Raw genomic sequence first — 21278 nt, 5'->3', positions numbered from 1 at the left:
GCTGGAGGCCTAACGGCCGATACGGCCGAGATGGGTGTCCCGAAAACCGGCCGACAGTTTGAGACCGTAGCCGAGCGCGCGGTCGACGGCGATGTGGATGATCCAGATCAGACCAATCGCGGTCGCCGTCGAATTGGCCAGAACATATCCGGCGAGCGCCAGCAACAGCGGGACGATCAATATGTGCAAGGCATTGTAAGCGACAGCGCCGATCCGTGCCCCGGCGAGATAGCCCAGCATCGACAGGTCTGGCGCCAGGATAAGCAGGGCGAACAGCCACCAGGAAACGCCTGACGCGGCATAGGCGACTATAGCCACGACCGCGACCGCAACCCATTCGAGCCGGATTGCAAAATCGACAGGTTTCACGGGTTGGGGCTTAAACGCTGCGTTTCGGGCGCAGCCTCACCACGATGTCGACATTGGCGATCTCCATACCTGCGGGTGGCTCCGGCAGGTTGGAGACGGTCACCGGACCGCTTTCTATATCGAAGATCCTGTTTTCGCCTTCGATGTAAAAATGATGGTGATCGGAGGTGTTGGTGTCGAAATAGGTCTTGGACCCCTCGACCGCCAGGATGCGCAGCAGGCCGGCCTGGGTGAACTGGTGAAGCGCGTTGTAGACGGTGGCGAGCGAGACCGGCACGCCGGCGGCGACCGCCTCTTCATGCAGTTCCTCGGCCGAAAGGTGGCGGTCGCCCTTGGCAAACAGCAGATCGGCCAGCGCAATGCGTTGGCGTGTCGGCCTGAGGCCGGCTTCGCGAACCCGCTTGTCCACAGCGACATTTTCCTTCCGGCAGCCCAGATCCATCTATCCGTCCAAGCCCACAGTTCTGCCTCAAGACACGCCCAGAGTGGCGAAAAAACGTCATCAACCGAAACTGGATACCTCCCGACATATATTCTGTTGGCGGAATACGATCAATAGAGCGACGTGCGTCCAGTTGGACGCACTAAGTGCGCTCTATTGCTTTTTTGGCGTCGCATCGTGCTTTCCGGAATCGAGATCGATTTCGGGCCGATGCGAGAGCGCGCATTGACCCGGGCAGACGGGCGGGTTAAGCGCAAACGCCGGTTTCCGGACCGAAAGGGATTGTGTTAGGAAACCAACGACAAGGGCGCCCCACCGCCCGGGACATTATGGGGACGAGACATATGGCGGGTTCGAAATCCAGCTACGGTTATGAGGAATTGCTTGCCTGCGCCCGCGGCGAGCTGTTTGGGCCTGGCAACGCCCAGCTGCCCTATCCGCCGATGCTGATGTTCGACCGCATCACCGAGATCAGCGAGACCGGCGGCGCCCATGACAAGGGCTTCATCCGTGCCGAATTCGACATCAAACCGGACCTGTGGTTCTTCGCCTGCCATTTCATCGGCAATCCGATCATGCCGGGGTGCCTGGGCCTTGACGCCATGTGGCAATTGACGGGTTTTTACCTCGGCTGGCTCGGCGAGCCGGGCAAGGGCATGGCGCTGTCGACCGGCGAAGTGAAGTTCAAGGGGATGGTGACGCCTTCGGTCAAGAAGGTGGAATACGGCATCGATTTCAAGCGCGTCATGCGTGGACGCCTGGTGCTCGGTATCGCCGATGGCTGGCTTAAGGCCGACGGCGAACCCATATACACTGCGACGGACCTCAAGGTGGGGCTGTCCAAGCAATCGGCCGCCTGACCGGCGCCACTGCAGCGGCGCGTTCTTCCGAGACGCAACGCCGCTGCGGCATTTTGATTTTGCGTATGATCGCCGGTGAAAACCGACTAGGTTTCGGGATCATCCGCTGGAAGGAGTTGCGAATGAGAAGGGTCGTCGTCACAGGCCTCGGCATCGTATCGTCGATCGGCAACAACGCCAACGAGGTGCAATCCTCGCTCCACGATGCCAAATCAGGCATCAGCTTCTCCGATTCCTTCGCCGAACACGGCTTCCGCTGCCAGGTCTGGGGCGCGCCGACGCTCGACCCGACCCCTATGATCGACCGGCGTGCCATGCGCTTCCTGAGCCAGGGCGCGGCCTGGAACCATGTCGCGATGGATCAGGCGATCGCCGACGCCGGGCTTGGCGAAAGCGACATCACCAATGAGCGCACCGGCATCGTCATGGGCTCGGGCGGCCCCTCGACCCGCACCATCGTCGAGGCGGCCGAGACCACGCTCAAGAACAACAGCCCCAAGCGCATCGGTCCGTTCGCGGTGCCGAAGGCGATGTCGTCGACCGCGTCGGCGACGCTCGCCACCTGGTTCAAGATCCACGGCGTCAACTATTCGATCTCGTCGGCCTGCTCGACCTCGGCGCATTGCATCGGCAACGCCTACGAACTGATCCAGTGGGGCAAGCAGGATGTGATGTTTGCCGGCGGCCATGAAGACCTCGACTGGACGATGTCGGACCTGTTCGATGCCATGGGCGCGATGTCGTCGAAGTATAACGATCGTGCGCCGACAGCTTCCCGCGCGTATGACGCCAATCGCGATGGCTTCGTCATCGCGGGCGGCGCGGGCGTCCTCATCCTGGAGGAGCTCGAACACGCCAAGGCGCGCGGCGCCAAGATCTACGCTGAGATCGTCGGCTATGGCGCGACGTCGGACGGTTACGACATGGTGGCGCCGTCGGGCGAAGGCGCGGTGCGCTGCATGCGCCAGGCTCTGGCGACGGTGTCCACGCCGGTCGACTACATCAACACCCACGGCACCTCGACGCCGGTCGGCGATTCCCGGGAAATGGGCGCCATCCGAGAGGTGTTCGGCGAGAAGATGCCGTTCATCACCTCGACCAAGTCGCTGACCGGCCATTCGCTGGGTGCCGCCGGCGTACAGGAATCGATCTACTCGATCCTGATGATGCAAGGCGGCTTCATCGGCGAGAGCGCCCATATCGAAAACCTCGATCCCGAATTCGAGGGCATGCCGATCGTGCGCAAGCGCATCGACGACGCCAGGATCGACACGGTTTTGTCCAACTCGTTCGGCTTCGGTGGCACCAACGCAACGCTGATTTTCCAGCGCTATTCCGCATAAGGCCAGCGTTTTTTTGTAGGGGGATTGCCGGCCATGGACGGACTGATGAAGGGCAAGCGCGGGCTTGTCATGGGCGTCGCCAACGATCATTCGATCGCCTGGGGCATCGCCAGGAAATTGTCCGAACACGGGGCGGAGCTTGCCTTCACCTATCAGGGCGACGCCTTCGGGCGCCGCGTCAAGCCGCTTGCCGAGAAGCTTGGCGCGTCTCTGGTGGTGCCCTGTGACGTCGAGGACAGCGCATCGGTCGCCGCCACCTTCGAGACGCTCGGCAAGGAATGGGGCGGGCTCGACTTCGTCGTCCACGCCATCGGCTTTTCCGACAAGAACGAGCTCAAAGGGCTCTACGCCGACACCAGCCGCGACAATTTCGTCCGCACCATGGTCATCTCCTGCTACTCCTTCACCGAGGTCGCCCGCCATGCCGCCCCGCTGATGAGCGAAGGCGGCGCGATGATCACGCTGACCTATGCCGGCTCTGTCCGCGTCATGCCGAACTACAACGTCATGGGCGTCGCCAAGGCCGGGCTGGAAGCCAGCGTGCGCTATCTCGCCAACGATTATGGCCCGCGCGGCATCCGGGTGAACGGCATATCGGCGGGACCGGTGCGTACTTTGGCCGGCGCCGGAATTTCGGACGCCCGCCACATGTACTCCTACCAGCAGCGCAACTCGCCGCTGCGCCGCACGGTGACCATCGACGAGGTCGGCGGCTCGGCGCTCTATCTTTTGTCCGACCTCTCGTCAGGCGTCACCGGCGAAATCCATTATGTGGATTCCGGCTATCACATCGTGTCGATGCCAACCCTGGATGAGTTGAAGCAGACCGACAGCGTACGCGATTAACTCACCAGTAAAATTAGATGCATCGGCGGAAACTCATTTTAAGGAGATATCCGCTAGAAGTCTTATGGGCTTGGGCTCTGCGCGTTCTTGCTGGGCGCAAAGGATGCTTTAGCCTTTATGAATTTGCGCGTGATATTTCCCGAAAGTCGAGTTGATTTCGGGATCATGCGACAGGGACTGAGCAATGCCTGCTGTCAGCAACCCGAAGCGAACACCTGTGTTCCGGCTGCTCACCGTCGCCAGTTCGGGCCTTGGCAGTTTCATCCTTGGGCTTTGGGGCCTCCGGCATGGTTTCGGGGACGGCTTTGCCGGCATGCAGGCGGAAACCATGATCGGCATCGCGTCGGCGCTATGCGCGCTGGCCGCCGCCGGTGCTGCCTTGTCCTTCTTCGCCGGCGTCGATGAATCGGTGGACTACGTTTTCAACGAAACCCATTTCGACAAGCTGACCGGGCTTTTGGCGCGGCCGGCGATGGTCGGCAGGATCGCCGACGCGGCGTCCGCGACGATCAGGACCGGTGAGCCGGTGTTCCTCATCGACATCGACATCGACCGCTTCAAGCAGATCAACGACGCCATCGGCTACAGCCATGGCGACGAACTGATCCGCGGCTTCACCAAGCGGTTGAAGGCCTGCATGCCCGAAGGCGCGGTGATGGGGCGCATCGGCGCCGGCGAGTTCGCTATCCTTGTCTGGGAACACCAACTCCAAAGCTCGATGGAAAGCACCGTCGAAACCATGATCGAGGAGATGCTGAAGCCGTACCAGCTCGATTCTCACCTGCAGTCGGTCGGCCTGTCGGTCGGCATCGTGGCGATGCCAAAGGATGGCGTCGATCCGGTCCTCATCCTGCGCCGCTCCAACCTGGCGCTGCAGAATGCCCGCGCCGGCGGCGTGGGCAACTGGTCGGTCTTCCATTCCGACATGGGCCAGGTCGCCGACTACCGCCACTGGATTGAATCCGAACTGCACATCGCCTTCGACCGTGGCGATTTCGACCTTCATTACCAGCCGCAGTTCGACCTGCCGACCGGCCGTATCGTCGGCTACGAGGCGCTGATCCGCTGGAAGCACCCGGAACGCGGCATGATCCCGCCGATGGAATTCATTCCGATCGCCGAAGAGACCGGCATGATCCACCCGATCGGCAATTGGGTGCTGAACAAGGCCTGCAGCGATGCCCGTCATTTGCCCGAGGACTGCTTCGTTGCCGTCAACATCTCGCCGGTCCAGTTCATGACCAAGGATTTCGTCGGCATCGTGCGCGATACGATGGCCAGCACCGGCATCAAGCCGTCGCGGCTGGAGCTCGAAGTGACCGAGACGGCGATGATGCAGGACCGCGACCGCGCCGCCATCATCCTGCAGCAGCTTGCCGACATGGGCATTTCGGTGGCCGTCGACGATTTCGGCACCGGCTATTCCAATCTCAGCTACCTGATCGACTTCGCCTTCGGCAAGCTGAAGATCGACCGCTCCTTCGTCAGCCGCATCGACACCGATTCGAATTCGGGCGCCGTCGTCTCTACCATCGTCGGCCTGTCGCGGGCGCTCGGCGTCGGCATCATCGCCGAAGGCGTCGAGACCGAGAACCAGGCGACGCTTTTGCGAGCAGCTGGTTGCGAGATGGTGCAGGGCTATCTGTTCGGCAGGCCGGCGCCGCTCAAGATCAAGCCCGGCGATATCAGAGCGACCATTCCCGTCCACGAGCCGGCGCGCATCGTCAGCATGCATTGAGGCGACCGGCACCGTCCTATCGGCGCGCGGAGAAAACCTTGAACATGCCGTCGCGGGCGAGCTCGGCATGGCTGGAGAAGACGGCCTTCAGAACCGGTTCGTAAGGCAGCTGACGGTTCGCCACTATGAACAGCCGCCCGCCCGGTTTCAGCGCCTTGCCCGCCGCCTGGATCATGCCGGCGCCGATTTCCGGCTCGGCCGCCCGGCTGCGATGGAAGGGCGGGTTCATGACGATGGCATCATAGCGCCGCTCGACCGGCTCGCTCAGCAGATCGGTCCAGAAGAAGCCGGGCTCGAAGCCTGTCTGGCCGATATTGCCCTTGGCCGCCTCAAGCGCGTCGAAATCCGCTTCGTAAAGGTCGAGCCCCGTTATGCCGGATGAACGTGCCGCGACCTCGGCGGCGACATAGCCCCAGCCGGCGCAGAAATCAGCAATGTTGCCGCGCAGGTCTTTGGGCAGGTTGTCGACCAGAAGTTTCGAGCCGGCGTCGATGCGGTCGAAGGAGAACATGCCCGGCGCGGTGCGGAAGCGGTCCTCTACGACCAAGGCGGGATTGGCGACGCGCAGTTTTTCCGCAGGCGCCAGATCGACCGGACGGCGAAGCCAGAAGGCGATGCCGTGATATTTCGGCAGATGCCCTTCGATCGGAACAAGCTCGTCGATGCGCTTGCGCAGGCTGGCGATGCCTTCGTCCTTGCCGCCGGCGACAATGATCAGACCGCCCGGCGTGATGCGTTCGATCGCCTCGGCAATACGCATCTCGTTTAGCCCACGATGGCGGCCGGCAAGCACGAGCGCTGCATCGAATGCATCGCCTTCCGCGCGCGGCGTTACCTTGTGGCCGGCACGCTCCAGCGCTCGGAGATACGGCCGGAAACCCTGTGCAAGATGGAGCTCTGCCTCGAAGCCTTCCGGCAGGCGAAACCCAGGCTCGGCGCCCAGGAACAGCACACGCTCGCCCTTTTGCGGCAGAGGGAGCGCCCCGGCCTCGAAGGGGTGAAACAGTGTCTTCAGCGGCTCAGCGGCCATTCTTCGATTCTCATGTCGTAGACGGGTCTTAAACGAAAACGGGCGCGACATAAGCCGCGCCCGTTCAACTCTATTGTCAGACCACTCAGGCGGCGTTTTCTTCGCCTTCGGCCTTCTTGTCGCGGGCGATTTCCTTGCCGGTGGCCTGGTCGACGACCTTCATCGACAGGCGGACCTTGCCGCGCTCGTCGAAGCCCATCAGCTTGACCCAGACCTTGTCGCCTTCCTTGACGACGTCCGAGGTCTTGGCGACCCGGTCGTTGGCAAGCTGCGAGATGTGGACGAGGCCGTCACGCGGACCGAAGAAGTTGACGAAAGCGCCGAAGTCGGCGGTCTTGACGACCGTGCCTTCGTAGATTTCGCCGACTTCCGGCTCCGCGACGATGGTATGGATCCACTTCTTGGCCGCCTCGATCTCCTTGGCGTTCGACGAAGCGATCTTGACCGTGCCGTCGTCCTCGATGTTGATCTTGGCGCCGGTCTTCTCGACGATCTCGCGGATAACCTTGCCGCCGGAGCCGATCACGTCGCGGATCTTGTCGGTCGGGATGTGCATGACCTCGATGCGCGGTGCGAACTCACCGAGTTCGGGGCGGGCGCCGGTCAGAGCATGCGCCATCTCGCTGAGGATATGCTGGCGGCCATCCTTGGCCTGGTCCAGCGCGATCTTCATGATCTCCTCGGTGATGCCCTCGATCTTGATGTCCATCTGCAGCGAGGTGATGCCGCCTTCGGTACCGGCGACCTTGAAGTCCATGTCGCCGAGGTGATCTTCGTCACCCAGGATGTCGGACAGAACCGCGAAGCGCTCGCCTTCCTTGATCAGGCCCATCGCGATACCAGCAACCGGCTTGGCCAGCGGAACGCCGGCATCCATCAGCGCCAGCGATGTGCCGCAGACGGTGGCCATCGACGACGAACCGTTGGACTCGGTGATCTCCGAGACGACGCGCAACGTATAGGGGAACTGGTCAGCGCTCGGCAGCATCGGACGGATGGCGCGCCAGGCGAGCTTGCCGTGGCCGATTTCGCGGCGGCCCGGCGAACCCATGCGGCCGGTCTCACCGACGGAGTAGGGAGGGAAGTTGTAGTGAAGGAGGAACTTCTCCTTGTACATGCCGGTCAGCGAATCGACATACTGCTCGTCCTCGCCGGTGCCCAGCGTGGCAACGACCAGCGCCTGGGTCTCGCCGCGGGTGAACAGCGCCGAACCGTGCGTGCGCGGCAGGACGCCGACTTCCGAGACGATCTTGCGGACAGTCTTGAGGTCACGGCCATCGATGCGCGAACCGGTGTCGAGGATGTTCCAGCGCACGACCTTGGCCTGGAGTTCCTTGAACACCGAACCGATCTGCTCGGAGGTGTACTTGGCGTCTTCGCCTTCAGCCGGGGCAAACGCAGCCTTGACCTTCGCCTTGACGGCGTCGACGGCAGCGTAGCGCTTCTGCTTGTCGACGTTCTTGTAGGCATTGCTGAGCTCGTCGCCGACGATCTTCAGCATTTCGGCTTCAAGCGCGGAGTAGTCCGGCGCCGTGAAATCGCGCGGCTCCTTGGCGGCAACTTCGGCCAGCTTGATAATGGCGTCGATCACCGGCTGGAAGCCCCTGTGGCCGAACATGACGGCGCCGAGCATCAGCTCTTCGCCGAGTTCCTTGGCTTCGGACTCGACCATCAGCACGGCGTCGGCGGTGCCGGCGACAATGAGGTCGAGCCTGGATTCCTGCATCTCATCGACATGCGGGTTGAGCACGTATTCGCCGTTGATGTAGCCGACTCGGGCGCCGCCGATCGGGCCCATGAAGGGAACGCCCGACAGCGTCAAAGCGGCCGAGGTGGCGACGATCGACAGGATATCGGGATCGTTCTCGAGGTCATGCTGGACCACGGTGACGACGATCTGGGTGTCGTTCTTGTAGCCATCGGCGAAGAGCGGGCGGATCGGGCGGTCGATCAGGCGGGAAACCAGCGTTTCCTTTTCGCTCGGACGTCCCTCGCGCTTGAAGTAGCCGCCGGGGATCTTGCCGGCGGCGTAGGTCTTTTCCTGGTAGTTGACGGTCAGCGGGAAGAAATCGAGGCCTGGCTTCGGCTCCTTCATCGAAACGACGGTGGCGAGAACCTTGGTTTCGCCGTAGGTCGCAAGCACCGCGCCGTCAGCCTGACGTGCGATCTTGCCGGTTTCCAGGATGAGCGGACGGCCGCCCCATTCGATTTCCACTTTGTGGTAGTTGAACATATCTTGTCCTTAATAAGCGGAAAGGGCCGCGCCGTTTCACGGTGCGCGGATGCCCTTTCCCTGGCTTCCTTTCTCGGGCAGCCACGGGCAAGACAACGGGAAGCTCGGGTAAATTTCGGCGCTGGTTAGCGCACGAGCGTCCTGCAATCCTGCCCCATGACCGTCCATGGGCGGTTTCGAGTGGCCTCTGCACGCTCGAAACCGGGTCTGGCCAATCGATGCGACTGGCAGAATGCGCGACCGGCGGGCTCTCCTTCGAAAGCCCGCCGGTCAATTCGTCAACGGCGCAGACCGAGCTTCTCGATCAACGTCTGATAGCGCGCGTCATCCTTGCGCTTGAGATAATCAAGCAGGCTGCGGCGCTGGGAGACGAGAGCGAGCAGACCACGGCGGGAATGGTTATCCTTCTTGTGGTCCTTGAAGTGGTCGGTCAGGTTCTTGATGCGCTCGGAAAGGATGGCCACCTGGACTTCCGGAGACCCGGTATCGCCCTTGGCGGTTGCGAATTCACCCATCAATTCCTGTTTGCGCTCGGCAGTAATCGACATCGTGTTTTTCCTTATCTGTTTGAGGAAACGGGTCGCCCTCAGCCGGGATGTCGTCCAGCAGGGGCCGGTGCAAGCAAAGCGACATGGCGCGATGCTGCGGCGCATATAAGGCAATTTCCTGGAAAACACCAGCCCATTCATAAAGCCGGCTCCTCGCAGCCCTTTGCTCAGGAATCCAGGATCCCCCTGACACCTGAAGCTTACAGCCACTTCTTGCTTTTGAAGAAGACGATCAGCCCGACAGCAACGGCCAGCATGAACAGCAGCGAAGCCGGGTAGCCATAGTAGGCTTTCAGTTCCGGCATGTTCCACGGCGAGCTCTCGGGATCGAAATTCATCCCCCAGATACCGACCAGGAAGGTTAGCGGCATGAAAATCACCGAGACGATGGTGAGATAAGAGATCACATCGTTGGTGCGCGCCTGGCTCAGCGACAAATGCATTTCGATCAAGCCGGTCAGCATATCACGCTGGTTCTCGACCAGCTCGATCAGCCGCAATGCGTGGTCGAGCGTGTCGTTGAAGAAGATTTTCGTCTCCGGCTTCACATAGGGCACGTCGTTGCGGATCAGCGTCGCCAGCGTGTCGCGCATCGGCCACAGCACGCCCTTGAGCACATTGGCGTCGCGCCGCAATTCGTGCAGCTGGCGCATCTGATGCTTGTGAGGCGTGTTGAGCATCTCGTCCTCGATGCCATCGACCTCCTCGCTAGCGGCCTCAATCGGCGGGAAATAGCTGTCGACGATGGAATCGATGAGCGCATAGGCCAGATAGTCGGCGCCGCGCATCCGCAAGCGGTTGGGCAACGCTGCGGCGATGCGCTTGCGCACGGGGTCGAACGGATCGCCTTCGCGCTCCTGGAAGGTGACGACGAATTTCTTGCCGAAGAACACCGCGATCTGCTCATAGCGATGCACCTTGACGTCGTCGATCATGCGCATGACGACGAAGGCGTGGTCCTCGAAGAAGTCGACCTTCGGCCGCTGGCCGGTGTTGACGACATCTTCCAGAGCCAGTGGATGCAGGTTGAAGATCCGGCCGATCTCCTCGATCAGCTGGATGTTGGCGAGACCGGTGCAGTCCAACCAGACGACCGGCCAGTTGTCGCAATGGGTGTTGAGATCGTCGATGCTGGCATCGTTGATGGTCTTGAATTTTTCAGGCGAAATCAGCGTCAGCCGCAGCTCGGACCGTCGCGCCGCCGGATCGGCGATCAGCGTGCCGGGCGAGGCGCCAACCGGCGGCCGGCGCGTTGTCACCGGCGCCCGCTTCTTCACCGCCTCAGCCTTTGCCATGTGCCCCTCGGATGTGACGTCGACGTAAGACTAGACGAGAGTGGTCAGCCGACAAAGACCCGCTTCGGCTTGAACATGCCTTGCTCGATGGCGCCGATGGCGACAAGCTTGCCGCGCGCGGTGGCGCAGGCTTCCTCGGCTTCCACGGGCGCGTCGCGGCCGCGGATGATGACGGGATTGCCAAGGCGGATCTTGGTCGCCGCTTCGTCGCTGATGGCGATCTGGGGCAGGCAGTCGAGCGCGGCAGCCGTGTCGACAAGCAGCGCATCGATGGCGCCGAAGTCGATCGGCGCATCGGCAACATCGGCGTCGCCCTCTCCGTCAGCTTCGCGCTGTTCGCCGAAACGGGCGACTTCCAGTTCGGCGAGGGTGACGAAATCCTCCTGGGTGAACGGCTCGACCTCGACCCGGCGCAATTCGGCGATGTGGCCGAAGCAGCCGAGGTCGCGGCCCATGTCGCGGGCCAGCGAGCGAACATAGGTGCCTTTGCCGCATTCGACCTCGAACAAGGTGTGGCCGGCAGCGTGCTCGACGATGTCCAGACGGCCGATCTCGATCTCGCGCGCGGGGATGTCGACCGCCTCGCCCCCACGGGCGAGATCGTAGGCGCGTTCGCCTGATATCTTGATGGCCGAGAATTGCGGCGGTGTCTGCATGATGACGCCGGTGTAGTTCGGCAGCAGCGCCCTGACATCTTCTTGCGCCGGACGGCGGTCGGAACTTTGCGTCACCGGGCCTTCGAGATCGTCGGTCGAACGCTCCTCGCCCCAGGCGACGGTGAACCGGTAGATTTTGGCGCCGTCCTGCACATAAGGCACGGTCTTGGTTGCCTCGCCGAGCGCGATCGGCAGCATGCCAGAGGCCAGCGGGTCGAGCGTGCCGGCATGGCCGGCCTTTTCTGCCTGGAAAAGCCATTTGATCTTGGAGACGGCTTCGGTCGAACCCATGCCAACCGGCTTGTCCAGCACCACCCAGCCGGAGATCGGCCGTCCCTTCTTCTTACCGCGGCGCCCCACTATTTCTCGTCCTTGTCGTTGTCTTCGCCATCGGCACCCAAGTCTCGCGCGACTTCGGGCGATTTCAGCAAATCGTTGATCCTGGCGAAATTGTCGAAGGACGTATCGAGCTTGAAGCGGAACTCCGGCATGAACTTCATCTGGCGGAGCGCGCCGGAGACGCGGCCACGGACGAACTTCGCATGCCTGTTGAGCGCGTCGATGACCGCACCCGTGTCCTTGGCGCCGAGCGGCGAAACGAAGGCCGTTGCGACCCTCAGATCAGTGGACATGCGCACTTCCGAGACCGAAACCACGGTGTTCTCGATCAGCGGGTCGATAATCTCGCCGCGCTGCAAGGTTTCCGACAACGCATGGCGCACCTGTTCGGCGACGCGAAGCATGCGCTGGGATGGGCTGGAGGCGGTTGGACGGGGCATTTTTCTCAATCCGGAAAGCGTGAGGCGCGGGATGGGACCGTGCCGCCATGTCTCATATTTGTTCTATGCATGTCGTTTATCCCGCACTTTTGGGCGACAGGCATTAAAGTTAGGGCGGCGGTCTTTCGACCACCGCCCGGTCGTATCGACGGTATACGAACTCAGAGCGTCCGGGTCACCATCTCGACGCGGAAGCACTCGATGATGTCGCCGACGCGCATGTCCTCGTAGTTCTGGAAGGCCATGCCGCACTCCTGGCCGCCCGGAACTTCCGCGACTTCATCCTTGAAGCGCTTGAGGGTCTTCAGCGTGCCTTCGTGGATGACGACGTTGTCGCGGATCAGGCGCACGCCCGCTCCACGCTCGACCTTGCCTTCGGTGACACGGCAGCCGGCGATCTTGCCGACCTTGGTGATGTCAAAGATCTCGAGGATCTCGGCATTGCCGATGAAGGTCTCGCGGCGTTCCGGCGACAGCAGGCCGGAAAGTGCTGCCTTCACATCGTCGACGAGGTTGTAGATAATCGAGTAGTAGCGAATTTCGATGCCCGCGGCCGCCGCGGCCGCACGTGCCTGCACGTTGGCACGGACGTTGAAGCCGATGATCGCGGCCCCCGAGGTCTCCGCCAGCGACACGTCGCTTTCGGTGATGGCGCCGGCGCCGGCATGAACGATGCGCGCACGCACCTCGTCGGTGCCAAGCTTGTCGAGAGCGGCGTTGATCGCCTCGATCGAACCCTGCACGTCGCCCTTGATGACCAGCGGGAATTCCTTCAACCCGCTCGTCTGCAGCTGCGACATCATCTGTTCGAGCGAGCCGCGCTGGCCGGCATGGCGAGCCACTGCCTTCTCGCGCGCCAGACGCTGGCGATATTCGGTGATCTCGCGGGCGCGGGCCTCGTTGTTGACGACAGCGAAGCGGTCGCCGGCCTGCGGCGTGCCCTGCAGGCCGAGCACCTCGACCGGCATAGCCGGCGGCGCCTCCTTGATCTGCTCGCCACGGTCATTGACCAGCGCGCGCACCCGGCCCCATTCGTTGCCGGCGACGAGGATGTCGCCCGGCATCAAAGTGCCGGTCTGCACCAGTACGGTGGCGACGGGGCCACGGCCCTTGTCCAGCTGGGCTTCGATGACCACGCCCTCGGCGGTACGGTCCGGATTGGCCTTGAGGTCGAGGATTTCGGCCTGCAGCAGGATCGCTTCCAATAGCTTGTCGAGGTTGGTGCCCTTGGTCGCCGACACTTCGACGTCCAGCACTTCACCGCCCATCGATTCGACGAACACCTCATGGCGCAGCAGTTCCGACCGCACCTTCTGCGGATCGGCATCATGCTTGTCGATCTTGTTGATCGCCACGATGATCGGAACGCCGGCCGCCTTGGCATGGCTGATCGATTCGATGGTCTGCGGCATGACGCTGTCGTCGGCCGCCACCACCAGGATAGCGATGTCGGTCGCCTGAGCGCCGCGGGCGCGCATCGCCGTGAAGGCGGCGTGACCGGGCGTGTCGATGAAGGTGATCTTCTGACCGTTCTTCTCGACCTGGTAGGCGCCGATATGCTGGGTGATGCCGCCGGCTTCGCCGGAGACGACATTGGCATTGCGGATGGCGTCGAGCAGCGAGGTCTTGCCGTGGTCGACATGGCCCATGATGGTCACGACAGGCGGCCGCGACACCAGGTCCTCGGCATTGTCGGCAATGTTGAACAGGCCTTCCTCGATGTCGGACTCGGCGACGCGGCGGACCGTGTGGCCGAATTCTGTGGCGACCAGCTCGGCCGTGTCGGCGTCGATGATGTCGCCCGGCTTCAGGATCTGGCCCTGCTTCATGAAGTACTTGACCACATCGACAGCGCGCTCGGACATGCGCTGCGCCAGTTCCTGGATGGTGATGGTTTCAGGTAGGATCACTTCGCGCATAACCTTCTCGCGCGGCTCATTATGCATCGCGCGCTTGAATTTTTCCTGGCGGCGACGCATCGACGACAGCGAGCGGGCGCGCGCGTCCTCGTCGGAAAGAGCCGTGTTGAGGGTCAGCTTGCCGCGACGACGGTCTTCCTCGGCCTTGGTCGGCTTGGCCGGGCGCGCCACTTCGGGCGTAACCGGACGGCGTACCGGGGCACCGGCGGCGGTGCGCTTCGGCTTGACCTCTTCCTCGTCGTCCGATGCCACAAGCTCGGCAGCCTGCGGCGCGCGGCGGCGCGCTTCTTCCTCGGCCCGGCGGCGGGACTCGGCCTCGGTCTGCAGGCGGGCTTCTTCCTCGGCCTGACGGCGCGCGGATTCCTCGCGCTCGCGCTTGCGGCGTTCCTCATCCTCATTGCGGCGCTTGGCCTCTTCGATGGCGCGTTGGCGGTCCTCGACGTCGCGAACCTTGGAGCCTTCGAGCGCCCTGCGGCGCGCTTCCATTTCATTGCGCGACAGTTCGTTCAGCACCATGCCGCCGCGTTCGGCCGGCGGTGGCGGAGGCGGCGCCTTGGGCGCTTCCTGCACGACGGGGGCTGCCACAACCGCGGGCTTGGGCGTAAATACGGGTGCAGCCACCGGCTCCGGCTTGTCGCCGGGCATGGAGAATTTGCGCTTCTTGATCTCGACCTGGACCTGCTTGGTGCGGCCATGCGAGAAATTCTGGCGCACGACGCTCTGCTCGGTACCGGGGCGCTTCAGCGTCAAGGTCTTCTTCGGTGTAACACTCAACGTCTTGTCGTCGCCCGATTTCGTATCGCTCATTCCATATCCTCTGCAGCATCATCTTCGTCAGCAACGGCCGCAAGCATTGCCAGATCGTCGGGGGTTCCGCCCCGATATCGGTCGAGCGCAACCATGCGCCTCTCAACCGCCTTGCCCGCGTCTCCCGCGAGAACGGCAGCATGTATCACATTTGTACCCCCCAATGCCAAGCTCAACTCGGCCTCGGAGAAAAGTTTGTAGGCAAGGACTGCAGGCCCGCCGAGGTAGACAGTTGCCCGCCGCGCCTGACTGATCTTGCGCACGCCATCGTCGGATGCCTCGGTCGCGTGGAGCACGAAAAGCGCCAACCCCGAGCGCACCGCGCTCTCGACCTTGGTTGCGCCGAGTGCGATCGAGCCAGCCTTGCGGGCAAGGCCAAGCATACCCAAAGCGGATCGTGCAAGCAGTCCGTCGACCATGCCGCCGAGATCGGGCGGCACGACGACCTGCGCCTTGAAGGCGCGGGCAAACAGGTTCTTCGCCGCCGCCTTGTCGATATGTAGGCGGTCGGCGCTCACCCAACAACCACGGCCGGGCAGATTTCTCTTCAGGTCAGGAACGACGGCCGAATCCGGGCCGACGACGAAACGGATCAGCTCATCCGGCTCGGCTTGCTTGCGCGTGACGATGCAGGTGCGATCGTTCATCTCGTCCTGGGGCGGGTTGTGTGCGATGCGGTTTCACCTCACGCACCAACGGCTTCGTCAGCCGGGACCTGTTCGGCTGCAAGCTCGTCTTCTGTGATCCAGCCGGCCTTGAGGCGGGCTGCCAGAACCATCTGCTCGGCGTCAGCGCGCGACACGCCGTGATTGGCGAGCACACCTGGGAATACCTTGGTCTCGCCGTCCTTGCGTTCCTTCCAGCCAGTGAGATCGTCGGCGGCATAGCCGGCGAAATCCTCGATCGTCTTCACGCCATCCTCGCCGAGCGTCACCATCATGGCGGTGGTGACGCCAGGGATCTCGCGCAGTTCGTCGGTGACGCCCAGCGCCTTGCGCTTATCGTCATGCTCGGCTTCGATCTTCTCCAGATATTCGCGGGCGCGGGTCTGGATTTCCGAAGCGGTGTCTTCGTCGAAACCGTCGATCGAGGCGATCTCGCCCGAATCGACATAGGCAACTTCCTCGACGCTGGTGAAGCCTTCGGAGGCCAACACCTGGCCGACCATCTCGTCGACATCTAGGGCTTCCATGAACAGCGACGAACGCTCGACGAATTCCTTCTGGCGGCGCTCGGACTCCTCGGCCTCGGTCAGAATGTCGATGTCCCAGCCGGTGAGCTGCGAGGCAAGACGCACGTTCTGGCCGCGACGGCCGATGGCCAGCGACAGCTGGTCGTCGGGAACCACCACTTCAATGCGCTCGGCATCCTCGTCGAGCACGACCTTGGCGACTTCCGCCGGCTGCAGGGCGTTGACGATGAAGGAGGCGGCCGAAGGCGACCACGGAATGATGTCGATCTTTTCGCCCTGCAATTCGCCGACCACCGCCTGGACGCGGCTGCCGCGCATACCGACGCAGGCGCCGACCGGATCGATCGACGAGTCACGCGAAATGACGGCGATCTTGGCGCGCGAGCCTGGGTCGCGGGCGACCGACTTGATCTCGATGATGCCGTCATAGATTTCCGGCACTTCCATGGTGAAGAGCTTGGCCATGAACTGCGGATGGGTGCGCGACAGGAATATCTGCGGGCCGCGCTGTTCGCGGCGCACGTCGTAGACATAGGCGCGGACGCGGTCGCCGTACTTGTAGTTTTCACGCGGGATCAGCTCGTCGCGGCGGATAATCGCCTCGCCACGGCCGAGATCGACGATGACGTTGCCATATTCGACGCGCTTGACGGTGCCGTTGACGATCTCGCCGATGCGGTCCTTGTATTCGTCATACTGGCGGTCGCGCTCGGCCTCGCGCACTTTCTGCACGATGACCTGCTTGGCTGACTGGGCGGCGATGCGGCCGAAATCCATTGGCGGCAGCTGTTCGGCGATGAAGTCGCCAAGCTGGGCGTCCGGATTGCGCTCGCGGGCCGAGGAAATGGCGATCTGGGTGGCGTAGTCGTCGACCTTCTCGACCACTTCCATCAGCCGCTGCAGCTTCATCTCGCCGGTGTTGGCGTTGATGTCGGCGCGGATGTTGGTTTCCTGGCCGTAGCGCGAGCGCGCGGCCTTCTGGATCGCATCAGCCATGGCGGCAATGACGATCGACTTGTCGATCGACTTTTCACGCGCCACCGCGTCGGCGATCTGCAGCAGTTCAAGTCTGTTGGCGCTTACAACCATCTTATTTCTCCCGAGCTTGTTGCCGAGCTTTTAGGCCCGGCCGCTCATCATAGTTCCTGTTCGATTTCGTCTTCCGCGCCGCCTTCAGCACCTTCGGGTGCATCATCAGCTTCGCCGCGGCGTTTCTTGGCTTCCTTGCGTTCCCGGTTGTCCTTCGAAAGGGCATCGCGAATAAGGTCGTCGGTGAGGATCAACCGCACATCGGCGATCGCGTCATAAGGAATGCGAACCGTCGGCTCTTCGCCGTAGGCGGCCTTGTCGCGCTCGAGCAGCATGTCGTCTTCGCCGGCTTCGGCGATCTTGCCCTTGAAGCGCTTGCGGTCGGCGACCGGCACCGAGGTTTCCATCTTCACAAGATGGCCGGTCCAGGTGACGAAATCCGACTTGCGTACCAGCGGCCGGTCGATGCCCGGCGACGACACTTCGAGATGATAGGCCTTCTCGATCGGGTCATCGACGTCGAGCGCCGGCGACACAGCGCGGCTGACCTCTTCGCAATCCTCGACGGTCATGGTGCCGTCTTCGCGTTCGGCCATGATCTGCAGCGTCAGGCCGTTCTGGCCCGACAGATGCACCCGCACGAGACGGAAGCCAATGCCTCGCAACACCGGCTGAACGATCAGCGCGATGCGCGCATCGATACCGCTTTCGCGGATGATGCGGTCGTCGGCTTCGCTTGCCGTTGCAGTCATGCGGTTCCTGTCGTTCTCTGGATCAGGATGATCGTCGTCCCGAACCATCTCTTTGCTGATGGCTGACCGGCAGGTAATAAAAAAGAGCGGGACCGGGTGGACCCACTCTTCGTCATACCGACCAAGAATTTGAGGCTGATATAGACGATCCCGGCCAGTGTTTCAAGTCTGTTGACGGGCCGGGCAGAGTGCAGCCGGCGACGGCTGGCAGGATTGCGCGGGGCGCATGCCGGCTATGCGGTAACGGCCCTGTGATCCCGGATGTCACATCGCTATCTATGCTGCACTGCACAAATCAAAGATGAGCGCGCGTTGGCGCGCGAAAGGTCAAGACAATGAGCAACCGTACCGTGTTTTCCGCCATAGGCGAGGCCTTTGCCCTGTTCGGCAGCGCCGTTGCCGCCTCGCGGGCCGTCGAAGCCGGCCGCAAGCCGCGCGCCAACGATCTGCGCCGGCTCGGCATGGACCCGACCGCTTTCGGCAAGATCGGCCGTTTCTGAAGCCAGACCGGCTGTCGATGCGGGACACTTTCCCGCATCGAACTATTTTCTGATGAAGGTGAGATAGGCCGGCCGTCGGCCCTCGCGAATGGCTTTTGCCTCGTAGCGTGTGCCCGGCCAGCTCTCATAGGGCCGGTGCCAGTCGGCCGCGTCCTCCGCTTGCCATAGGAGCGCACCATGCGCCCGGCAGTGCAACAAGGTCCAGTTCACATAGGTGTCGATGTCGGAGGCGAAGCGGAAGCTTCCGCCCGGCTTCAGCACGCGCGCGAACCGATCGAGGTTGAGCGGGCTGACAAAGCGCCGCTTCCAGTGCTTTTTCTTCGGCCAGGGATCGGGATAGAGCAGATCGATGCCGTCGAGCGACGCCTGCGGCAGCCAATCGAGCAGGCGCGTGGCGTCGTCGTCATGGACGCGAAGATTGGCAAGCGGCTTTTCCCGCACCGCCATCATCAGCTTGGCCATGCCGTTGACGAACGGCTCGGCACCGATGAAGCCGGTCGCCGGTGCCTCCGTGGCACGGTACAGCAGATGCTCACCGCCGCCGAAGCCGATTTCCAGCCGAACCGTTGAAACATCCGCTGAGAATAGCGCGCGCAATTCTGCCGGTGCCTGGACGGAGAGGTCGAGGCCATACGCCCCAAGACCGCTTTCCAGCGCCGCGGCCTGCTGCGGGCGAATGGTCTTGCCGTGCCGGCGGCCGAAGAACCCTTCGGTCGCGCGGCTCCGCCTGTCCTGTGGATCCATGGCCTGGTCGCGCGCCGCGCTTAGATTGAGATGAGATTTGGGATTGAGATGAGATTTGGGATTGAGATGAGATTTGGCTGAAATCTCATCTCAATCCAATCCTTTGTTGGAGCATGATCTTTTCCAAAAAACCGGTACCACTTTTTGGAATCATGCCTAAGCAGCGATCGCGTCCTTGAGCGCCTTGGCCAGATCGGTCTTTTCCCAGGAGAAGGACCCGTCTCGGCCGGCCTTGCGGCCGAAATGGCCGTAGGACGAGGTCTTTGCGTAGATCGGCTTGTTGAGGTCGAGATGCCTGCGGATGCCGGATGGCGACAAATCCATCACCGTGCGCAGCGCTTCCTCGAGCTTGGCCTCGTCGACCTTGCCGGTGCCGTGCAGGTCGACATAGACCGACAGCGGCTGGGCAACGCCGATGGCGTAGGACAGCTGGATGGTGCAGCGGTCGGCGAGCTTGGCCGCCACTACATTTTTGGCGAGATAGCGCGCCGCATAGGCGGCGGAGCGGTCGACCTTGGTGGTGTCCTTGCCGGAGAAGGCGCCGCCGCCGTGCGGGGCAGCACCACCGTAGGTGTCGACGATGATCTTGCGGCCGGTCAGGCCGGCGTCGCCGTCCGGTCCACCGATGACGAACTTGCCCGTCGGGTTGATGTACCACATGCAATCGTCGGCGATCTTGAGGTCGCCGAGCGCCTCACGGATGTAAGGCTCAACGACCTTGCGGACCTTCTTGGAATCCCAGGTCGCGTCGAGATGCTGCGTCGACAGCACGATCTGCGTCGCTTCGGCGGCTTTGCCATCGACATAGCGAACGGTGACCTGGCTCTTGGCGTCGGGTCCGAGCTTGCCGGCTTCGCCGTTGTTTTCGTGACGGGCAGCGGCGAGCAGTTCGAGAATCTTGTGGCTGTAATAGATCGGCGCCGGCATCAGGTCCGGGGTCTCGCGGCAGGCATAGCCGAACATGATGCCCTGGTCGCCGGCACCCTCTTCGCCCTGGCGGTCGGCGGCGTTGTCGACGCCCTGGCCGATGTCGGGCGACTGGCCGTGCAGCAGAACCTCGATCTTTGCCGTCTTCCAGTGGAAGCCGGCCTGCTCGTAGCCGATTTCGCGGATCGCCTTGCGGGCGACCGACTTGAACTTGGCCGGGTTGACGACCGAATGCCCGGCGGCGTCCTTGAGGATGTTGCCGGCTTTGTCCCGCTTCAGCAGAGTATCGGGAACCCTTACTTCGCCGGCGATGACGACGCGGTTGGTGGTTGCGAGCGTCTCGCAGGCGACGCGGACTTTCCATGGGTCCATGCCGGTCTTCTTGGCCTCGCGATAGACCAGATCGACGATCTCGTCCGAGATGCGGTCACAGACTTTATCGGGATGACCCTCGGCCACGGATTCCGAGGTGAAGAAGTAGTTCTGCCGCGTCACGGGTGTCCCCTCTTGAAAAAACGATCGGCAGGGCTGCCGATTTTGGCGCGCCACGTGTTAACGGTGCCGGGCGCCGCTCGTCAAGCGGTGCCGCGGTTCTGGCATGAGTGCCGCAGCAATATATCTTGTACCACCGGCGGCTTGGCGCCGCCGGCAGTCGAGCCTCTGGGCTACTCGGGCCCAGGGGATTACTGGGGCCAATGGGTCAATCGACCCACCGAATCACTCGGCATCTTCGGCAGAAAGGGACTTCACAAGGTCGATAATCCGGCGGCGCACCTTCACATCCGCGATCTTGACGAACGCGCGGTTGAGCTGAAGCCCTTCCGGACTGCCGCAGAATTCGACGGCGAAAGCCATCGAAGTGTCCTCGGCAAATCCTCTATTACCCACCGGCTCCTGCCCTGGCGCATCCTCGAAAAAGAAGGCGACAGGCACGCTGAGTATCGAGGCTATTGCCTGCAGACGGCTGGCGCCGACGCGGTTCGTTCCTTTTTCATATTTTTGGATCTGCTGAAACGTAATACCGAGATTTTCACCAAGCTTTTCCTGGCTCATTCCAAGCATATTGCGCCGAAGGCGGACGCGACTTCCGACATGGATGTCGATCGGATTCGGTTTCTTCTTGTTTTCTTCTGTCATTTTTTCCTCGCCGAATTTTTCCGGCCTTTTCTATTTTTCTCGCCCAAACGAAGCCGGAGCCAACTGCCCCAACAGAAACACCAACCGACTTCGAGAAAATTAGGCGGTAACAGTATGAGTTTCTAATGTGTC

The 21278-nt window shown here is 62.4% G+C and carries 20 protein-coding genes; 5 read left to right on the top strand and 15 right to left on the bottom strand.

Going from position 1 to position 21278, the window contains the following annotated elements:
- Positions 1-9: 9 nt before the first annotated feature.
- Entirely contained in the window at positions 10-369 is a 360-nt protein-coding gene (locus NKI37_RS28870) for a DUF4260 domain-containing protein (RefSeq protein ID WP_023703478.1), read from the bottom strand.
- 10 nt (positions 370-379) lie between these two features.
- Positions 380-811 carry an iron response transcriptional regulator IrrA gene (irrA, locus tag NKI37_RS28865; protein ID WP_023688734.1) on the bottom strand — a complete coding sequence of 144 codons (432 nt, stop codon included), beginning with the start codon at positions 809-811 and terminating at the stop codon, positions 380-382.
- Positions 812-1155: 344 nt separating this feature from the next.
- Here irrA and fabA point away from each other — a divergent pair, with 344 nt between their 5' ends.
- The 4 genes from fabA to NKI37_RS28845 all read left to right on the top strand — a co-directional run bounded on the left by fabA (position 1156) and on the right by NKI37_RS28845 (position 5598).
- The gene (gene fabA / locus NKI37_RS28860) at positions 1156-1671 is read left to right on the top strand and encodes a 3-hydroxyacyl-[acyl-carrier-protein] dehydratase FabA (RefSeq protein ID WP_023703479.1); all 516 of its coding nucleotides are present in this window, start codon (positions 1156-1158) and stop codon (positions 1669-1671) included.
- A gap of 122 nt (positions 1672-1793) precedes the next feature.
- Positions 1794-3014: a beta-ketoacyl-ACP synthase I gene (gene fabB, locus NKI37_RS28855; protein ID WP_023699465.1), complete on the top strand. Its 1221-nt coding sequence runs from the start codon at positions 1794-1796 to the stop codon at positions 3012-3014.
- Between the two features lie 33 nt (positions 3015-3047).
- Entirely contained in the window at positions 3048-3860 is an 813-nt protein-coding gene (fabI, locus tag NKI37_RS28850) for an enoyl-ACP reductase FabI (protein ID WP_023669564.1), read from the top strand.
- Between the two features lie 184 nt (positions 3861-4044).
- Positions 4045-5598: a putative bifunctional diguanylate cyclase/phosphodiesterase gene (locus NKI37_RS28845; protein ID WP_023732438.1), complete on the top strand. Its 1554-nt coding sequence runs from the start codon at positions 4045-4047 to the stop codon at positions 5596-5598.
- Between the two features lie 16 nt (positions 5599-5614).
- On the opposite strand, the gene NKI37_RS28840 is transcribed toward NKI37_RS28845, so the two are convergent.
- The 10 genes from NKI37_RS28840 to rimP all read right to left on the bottom strand — a co-directional run bounded on the left by NKI37_RS28840 (position 5615) and on the right by rimP (position 17838).
- Complete coding sequence (locus NKI37_RS28840) at positions 5615-6628, bottom strand: class I SAM-dependent methyltransferase (RefSeq protein WP_352521652.1); 1014 nt, start codon at positions 6626-6628, stop codon at positions 5615-5617.
- Between the two features lie 85 nt (positions 6629-6713).
- Entirely contained in the window at positions 6714-8861 is a 2148-nt protein-coding gene (pnp, locus tag NKI37_RS28835) for a polyribonucleotide nucleotidyltransferase (protein WP_023682005.1), read from the bottom strand.
- Between the two features lie 278 nt (positions 8862-9139).
- Positions 9140-9514, bottom strand: coding sequence for a 30S ribosomal protein S15 (gene rpsO / locus NKI37_RS28830; RefSeq protein WP_280790898.1), 375 nt, complete (start codon positions 9512-9514; stop codon positions 9140-9142).
- A gap of 95 nt (positions 9515-9609) precedes the next feature.
- Positions 9610-10704 (bottom strand): magnesium/cobalt transporter CorA, encoded by a 1095-nt coding sequence (gene corA / locus NKI37_RS28825; RefSeq protein WP_023688739.1) that lies wholly within the window; start codon positions 10702-10704, stop codon positions 9610-9612.
- Positions 10705-10748: 44 nt separating this feature from the next.
- Positions 10749-11720, bottom strand: a complete 972-nt coding sequence (gene truB, locus NKI37_RS28820; protein WP_352790465.1) for a tRNA pseudouridine(55) synthase TruB — start codon at positions 11718-11720, stop codon at positions 10749-10751.
- Positions 11720-12139 (bottom strand): 30S ribosome-binding factor RbfA, encoded by a 420-nt coding sequence (rbfA, locus tag NKI37_RS28815; RefSeq protein WP_352790463.1) that lies wholly within the window; start codon positions 12137-12139, stop codon positions 11720-11722. Before rbfA ends, truB begins: the two co-directional genes overlap by 1 nt.
- 161 nt (positions 12140-12300) lie before the next feature.
- Entirely contained in the window at positions 12301-14865 is a 2565-nt protein-coding gene (gene infB, locus NKI37_RS28810) for a translation initiation factor IF-2 (protein WP_023669557.1), read from the bottom strand.
- Positions 14862-15512: an RNA-binding protein gene (locus NKI37_RS28805; RefSeq protein WP_352790461.1), complete on the bottom strand. Its 651-nt coding sequence runs from the start codon at positions 15510-15512 to the stop codon at positions 14862-14864. The genes infB and NKI37_RS28805 overlap by 4 nt, the downstream gene beginning before the upstream one ends.
- A 38-nt stretch (positions 15513-15550) precedes the next feature.
- On the bottom strand, positions 15551-17146 hold the full coding sequence (nusA, locus tag NKI37_RS28800) for a transcription termination factor NusA (protein ID WP_023669555.1): 1596 nt from the start codon (positions 17144-17146) through the stop codon (positions 15551-15553).
- 47 nt (positions 17147-17193) lie between these two features.
- On the bottom strand, positions 17194-17838 hold the full coding sequence (rimP, locus tag NKI37_RS28795) for a ribosome maturation factor RimP (RefSeq protein ID WP_023669554.1): 645 nt from the start codon (positions 17836-17838) through the stop codon (positions 17194-17196).
- Between the two features lie 335 nt (positions 17839-18173).
- Between rimP and NKI37_RS28790 the strand changes: the two genes are divergently transcribed.
- Positions 18174-18338, top strand: coding sequence for a hypothetical protein (locus tag NKI37_RS28790; RefSeq protein ID WP_023831942.1), 165 nt, complete (start codon positions 18174-18176; stop codon positions 18336-18338).
- A gap of 42 nt (positions 18339-18380) precedes the next feature.
- On the opposite strand, the gene trmB is transcribed toward NKI37_RS28790, so the two are convergent.
- The 3 genes from trmB to NKI37_RS28775 form a co-directional block, all read right to left on the bottom strand.
- Entirely contained in the window at positions 18381-19082 is a 702-nt protein-coding gene (trmB, locus tag NKI37_RS28785; RefSeq protein WP_352790458.1) for a tRNA (guanine(46)-N(7))-methyltransferase TrmB, read from the bottom strand.
- Positions 19083-19238: 156 nt separating this feature from the next.
- Positions 19239-20504 (bottom strand): methionine adenosyltransferase, encoded by a 1266-nt coding sequence (metK, locus tag NKI37_RS28780; RefSeq protein ID WP_023669551.1) that lies wholly within the window; start codon positions 20502-20504, stop codon positions 19239-19241.
- A gap of 222 nt (positions 20505-20726) precedes the next feature.
- Complete coding sequence (locus NKI37_RS28775; protein WP_023669550.1) at positions 20727-21146, bottom strand: helix-turn-helix domain-containing protein; 420 nt, start codon at positions 21144-21146, stop codon at positions 20727-20729.
- Between the last annotated feature and the right edge of the window lie 132 nt (positions 21147-21278).

This window comes from Mesorhizobium sp. M0626, assembly GCF_040320665.1.
In the GTDB taxonomy this organism is placed as follows: domain Bacteria; phylum Pseudomonadota; class Alphaproteobacteria; order Rhizobiales; family Rhizobiaceae; genus Mesorhizobium.
This window is presented reverse-complemented; position numbering and strand designations above follow the sequence as displayed.

What these genes read in the sequence shown, in the direction of transcription:
- irrA (WP_023688734.1), bottom strand. Translation starts at nt 811, where the DNA reads ATGGATCTGGGCTGCCGGAAGGAAAATGTCGCTGTGGACAAGCGGGTT.
- fabA (WP_023703479.1), top strand. Translation starts at nt 1,156, where the DNA reads ATGGCGGGTTCGAAATCCAGCTACGGTTATGAGGAATTGCTTGCCTGC.
- fabB (WP_023699465.1), top strand. Translation starts at nt 1,794, where the DNA reads ATGAGAAGGGTCGTCGTCACAGGCCTCGGCATCGTATCGTCGATCGGC.
- fabI (WP_023669564.1), top strand. Translation starts at nt 3,048, where the DNA reads ATGGACGGACTGATGAAGGGCAAGCGCGGGCTTGTCATGGGCGTCGCC.
- NKI37_RS28845 (WP_023732438.1), top strand. Translation starts at nt 4,045, where the DNA reads ATGCCTGCTGTCAGCAACCCGAAGCGAACACCTGTGTTCCGGCTGCTC.
- NKI37_RS28840 (WP_352521652.1), bottom strand. Translation starts at nt 6,628, where the DNA reads ATGGCCGCTGAGCCGCTGAAGACACTGTTTCACCCCTTCGAGGCCGGG.
- pnp (WP_023682005.1), bottom strand. Translation starts at nt 8,861, where the DNA reads ATGTTCAACTACCACAAAGTGGAAATCGAATGGGGCGGCCGTCCGCTC.
- rpsO (WP_280790898.1), bottom strand. Translation starts at nt 9,514, where the DNA reads ATGCGCCGCAGCATCGCGCCATGTCGCTTTGCTTGCACCGGCCCCTGC.
- corA (WP_023688739.1), bottom strand. Translation starts at nt 10,704, where the DNA reads ATGGCAAAGGCTGAGGCGGTGAAGAAGCGGGCGCCGGTGACAACGCGC.
- rbfA (WP_352790463.1), bottom strand. Translation starts at nt 12,139, where the DNA reads ATGCCCCGTCCAACCGCCTCCAGCCCATCCCAGCGCATGCTTCGCGTC.
- infB (WP_023669557.1), bottom strand. Translation starts at nt 14,865, where the DNA reads ATGAGCGATACGAAATCGGGCGACGACAAGACGTTGAGTGTTACACCG.
- NKI37_RS28805 (WP_352790461.1), bottom strand. Translation starts at nt 15,512, where the DNA reads ATGAACGATCGCACCTGCATCGTCACGCGCAAGCAAGCCGAGCCGGAT.
- nusA (WP_023669555.1), bottom strand. Translation starts at nt 17,146, where the DNA reads ATGGTTGTAAGCGCCAACAGACTTGAACTGCTGCAGATCGCCGACGCG.
- rimP (WP_023669554.1), bottom strand. Translation starts at nt 17,838, where the DNA reads ATGACTGCAACGGCAAGCGAAGCCGACGACCGCATCATCCGCGAAAGC.
- NKI37_RS28790 (WP_023831942.1), top strand. Translation starts at nt 18,174, where the DNA reads ATGAGCAACCGTACCGTGTTTTCCGCCATAGGCGAGGCCTTTGCCCTG.
- trmB (WP_352790458.1), bottom strand. Translation starts at nt 19,082, where the DNA reads ATGGATCCACAGGACAGGCGGAGCCGCGCGACCGAAGGGTTCTTCGGC.
- NKI37_RS28775 (WP_023669550.1), bottom strand. Translation starts at nt 21,146, where the DNA reads ATGACAGAAGAAAACAAGAAGAAACCGAATCCGATCGACATCCATGTC.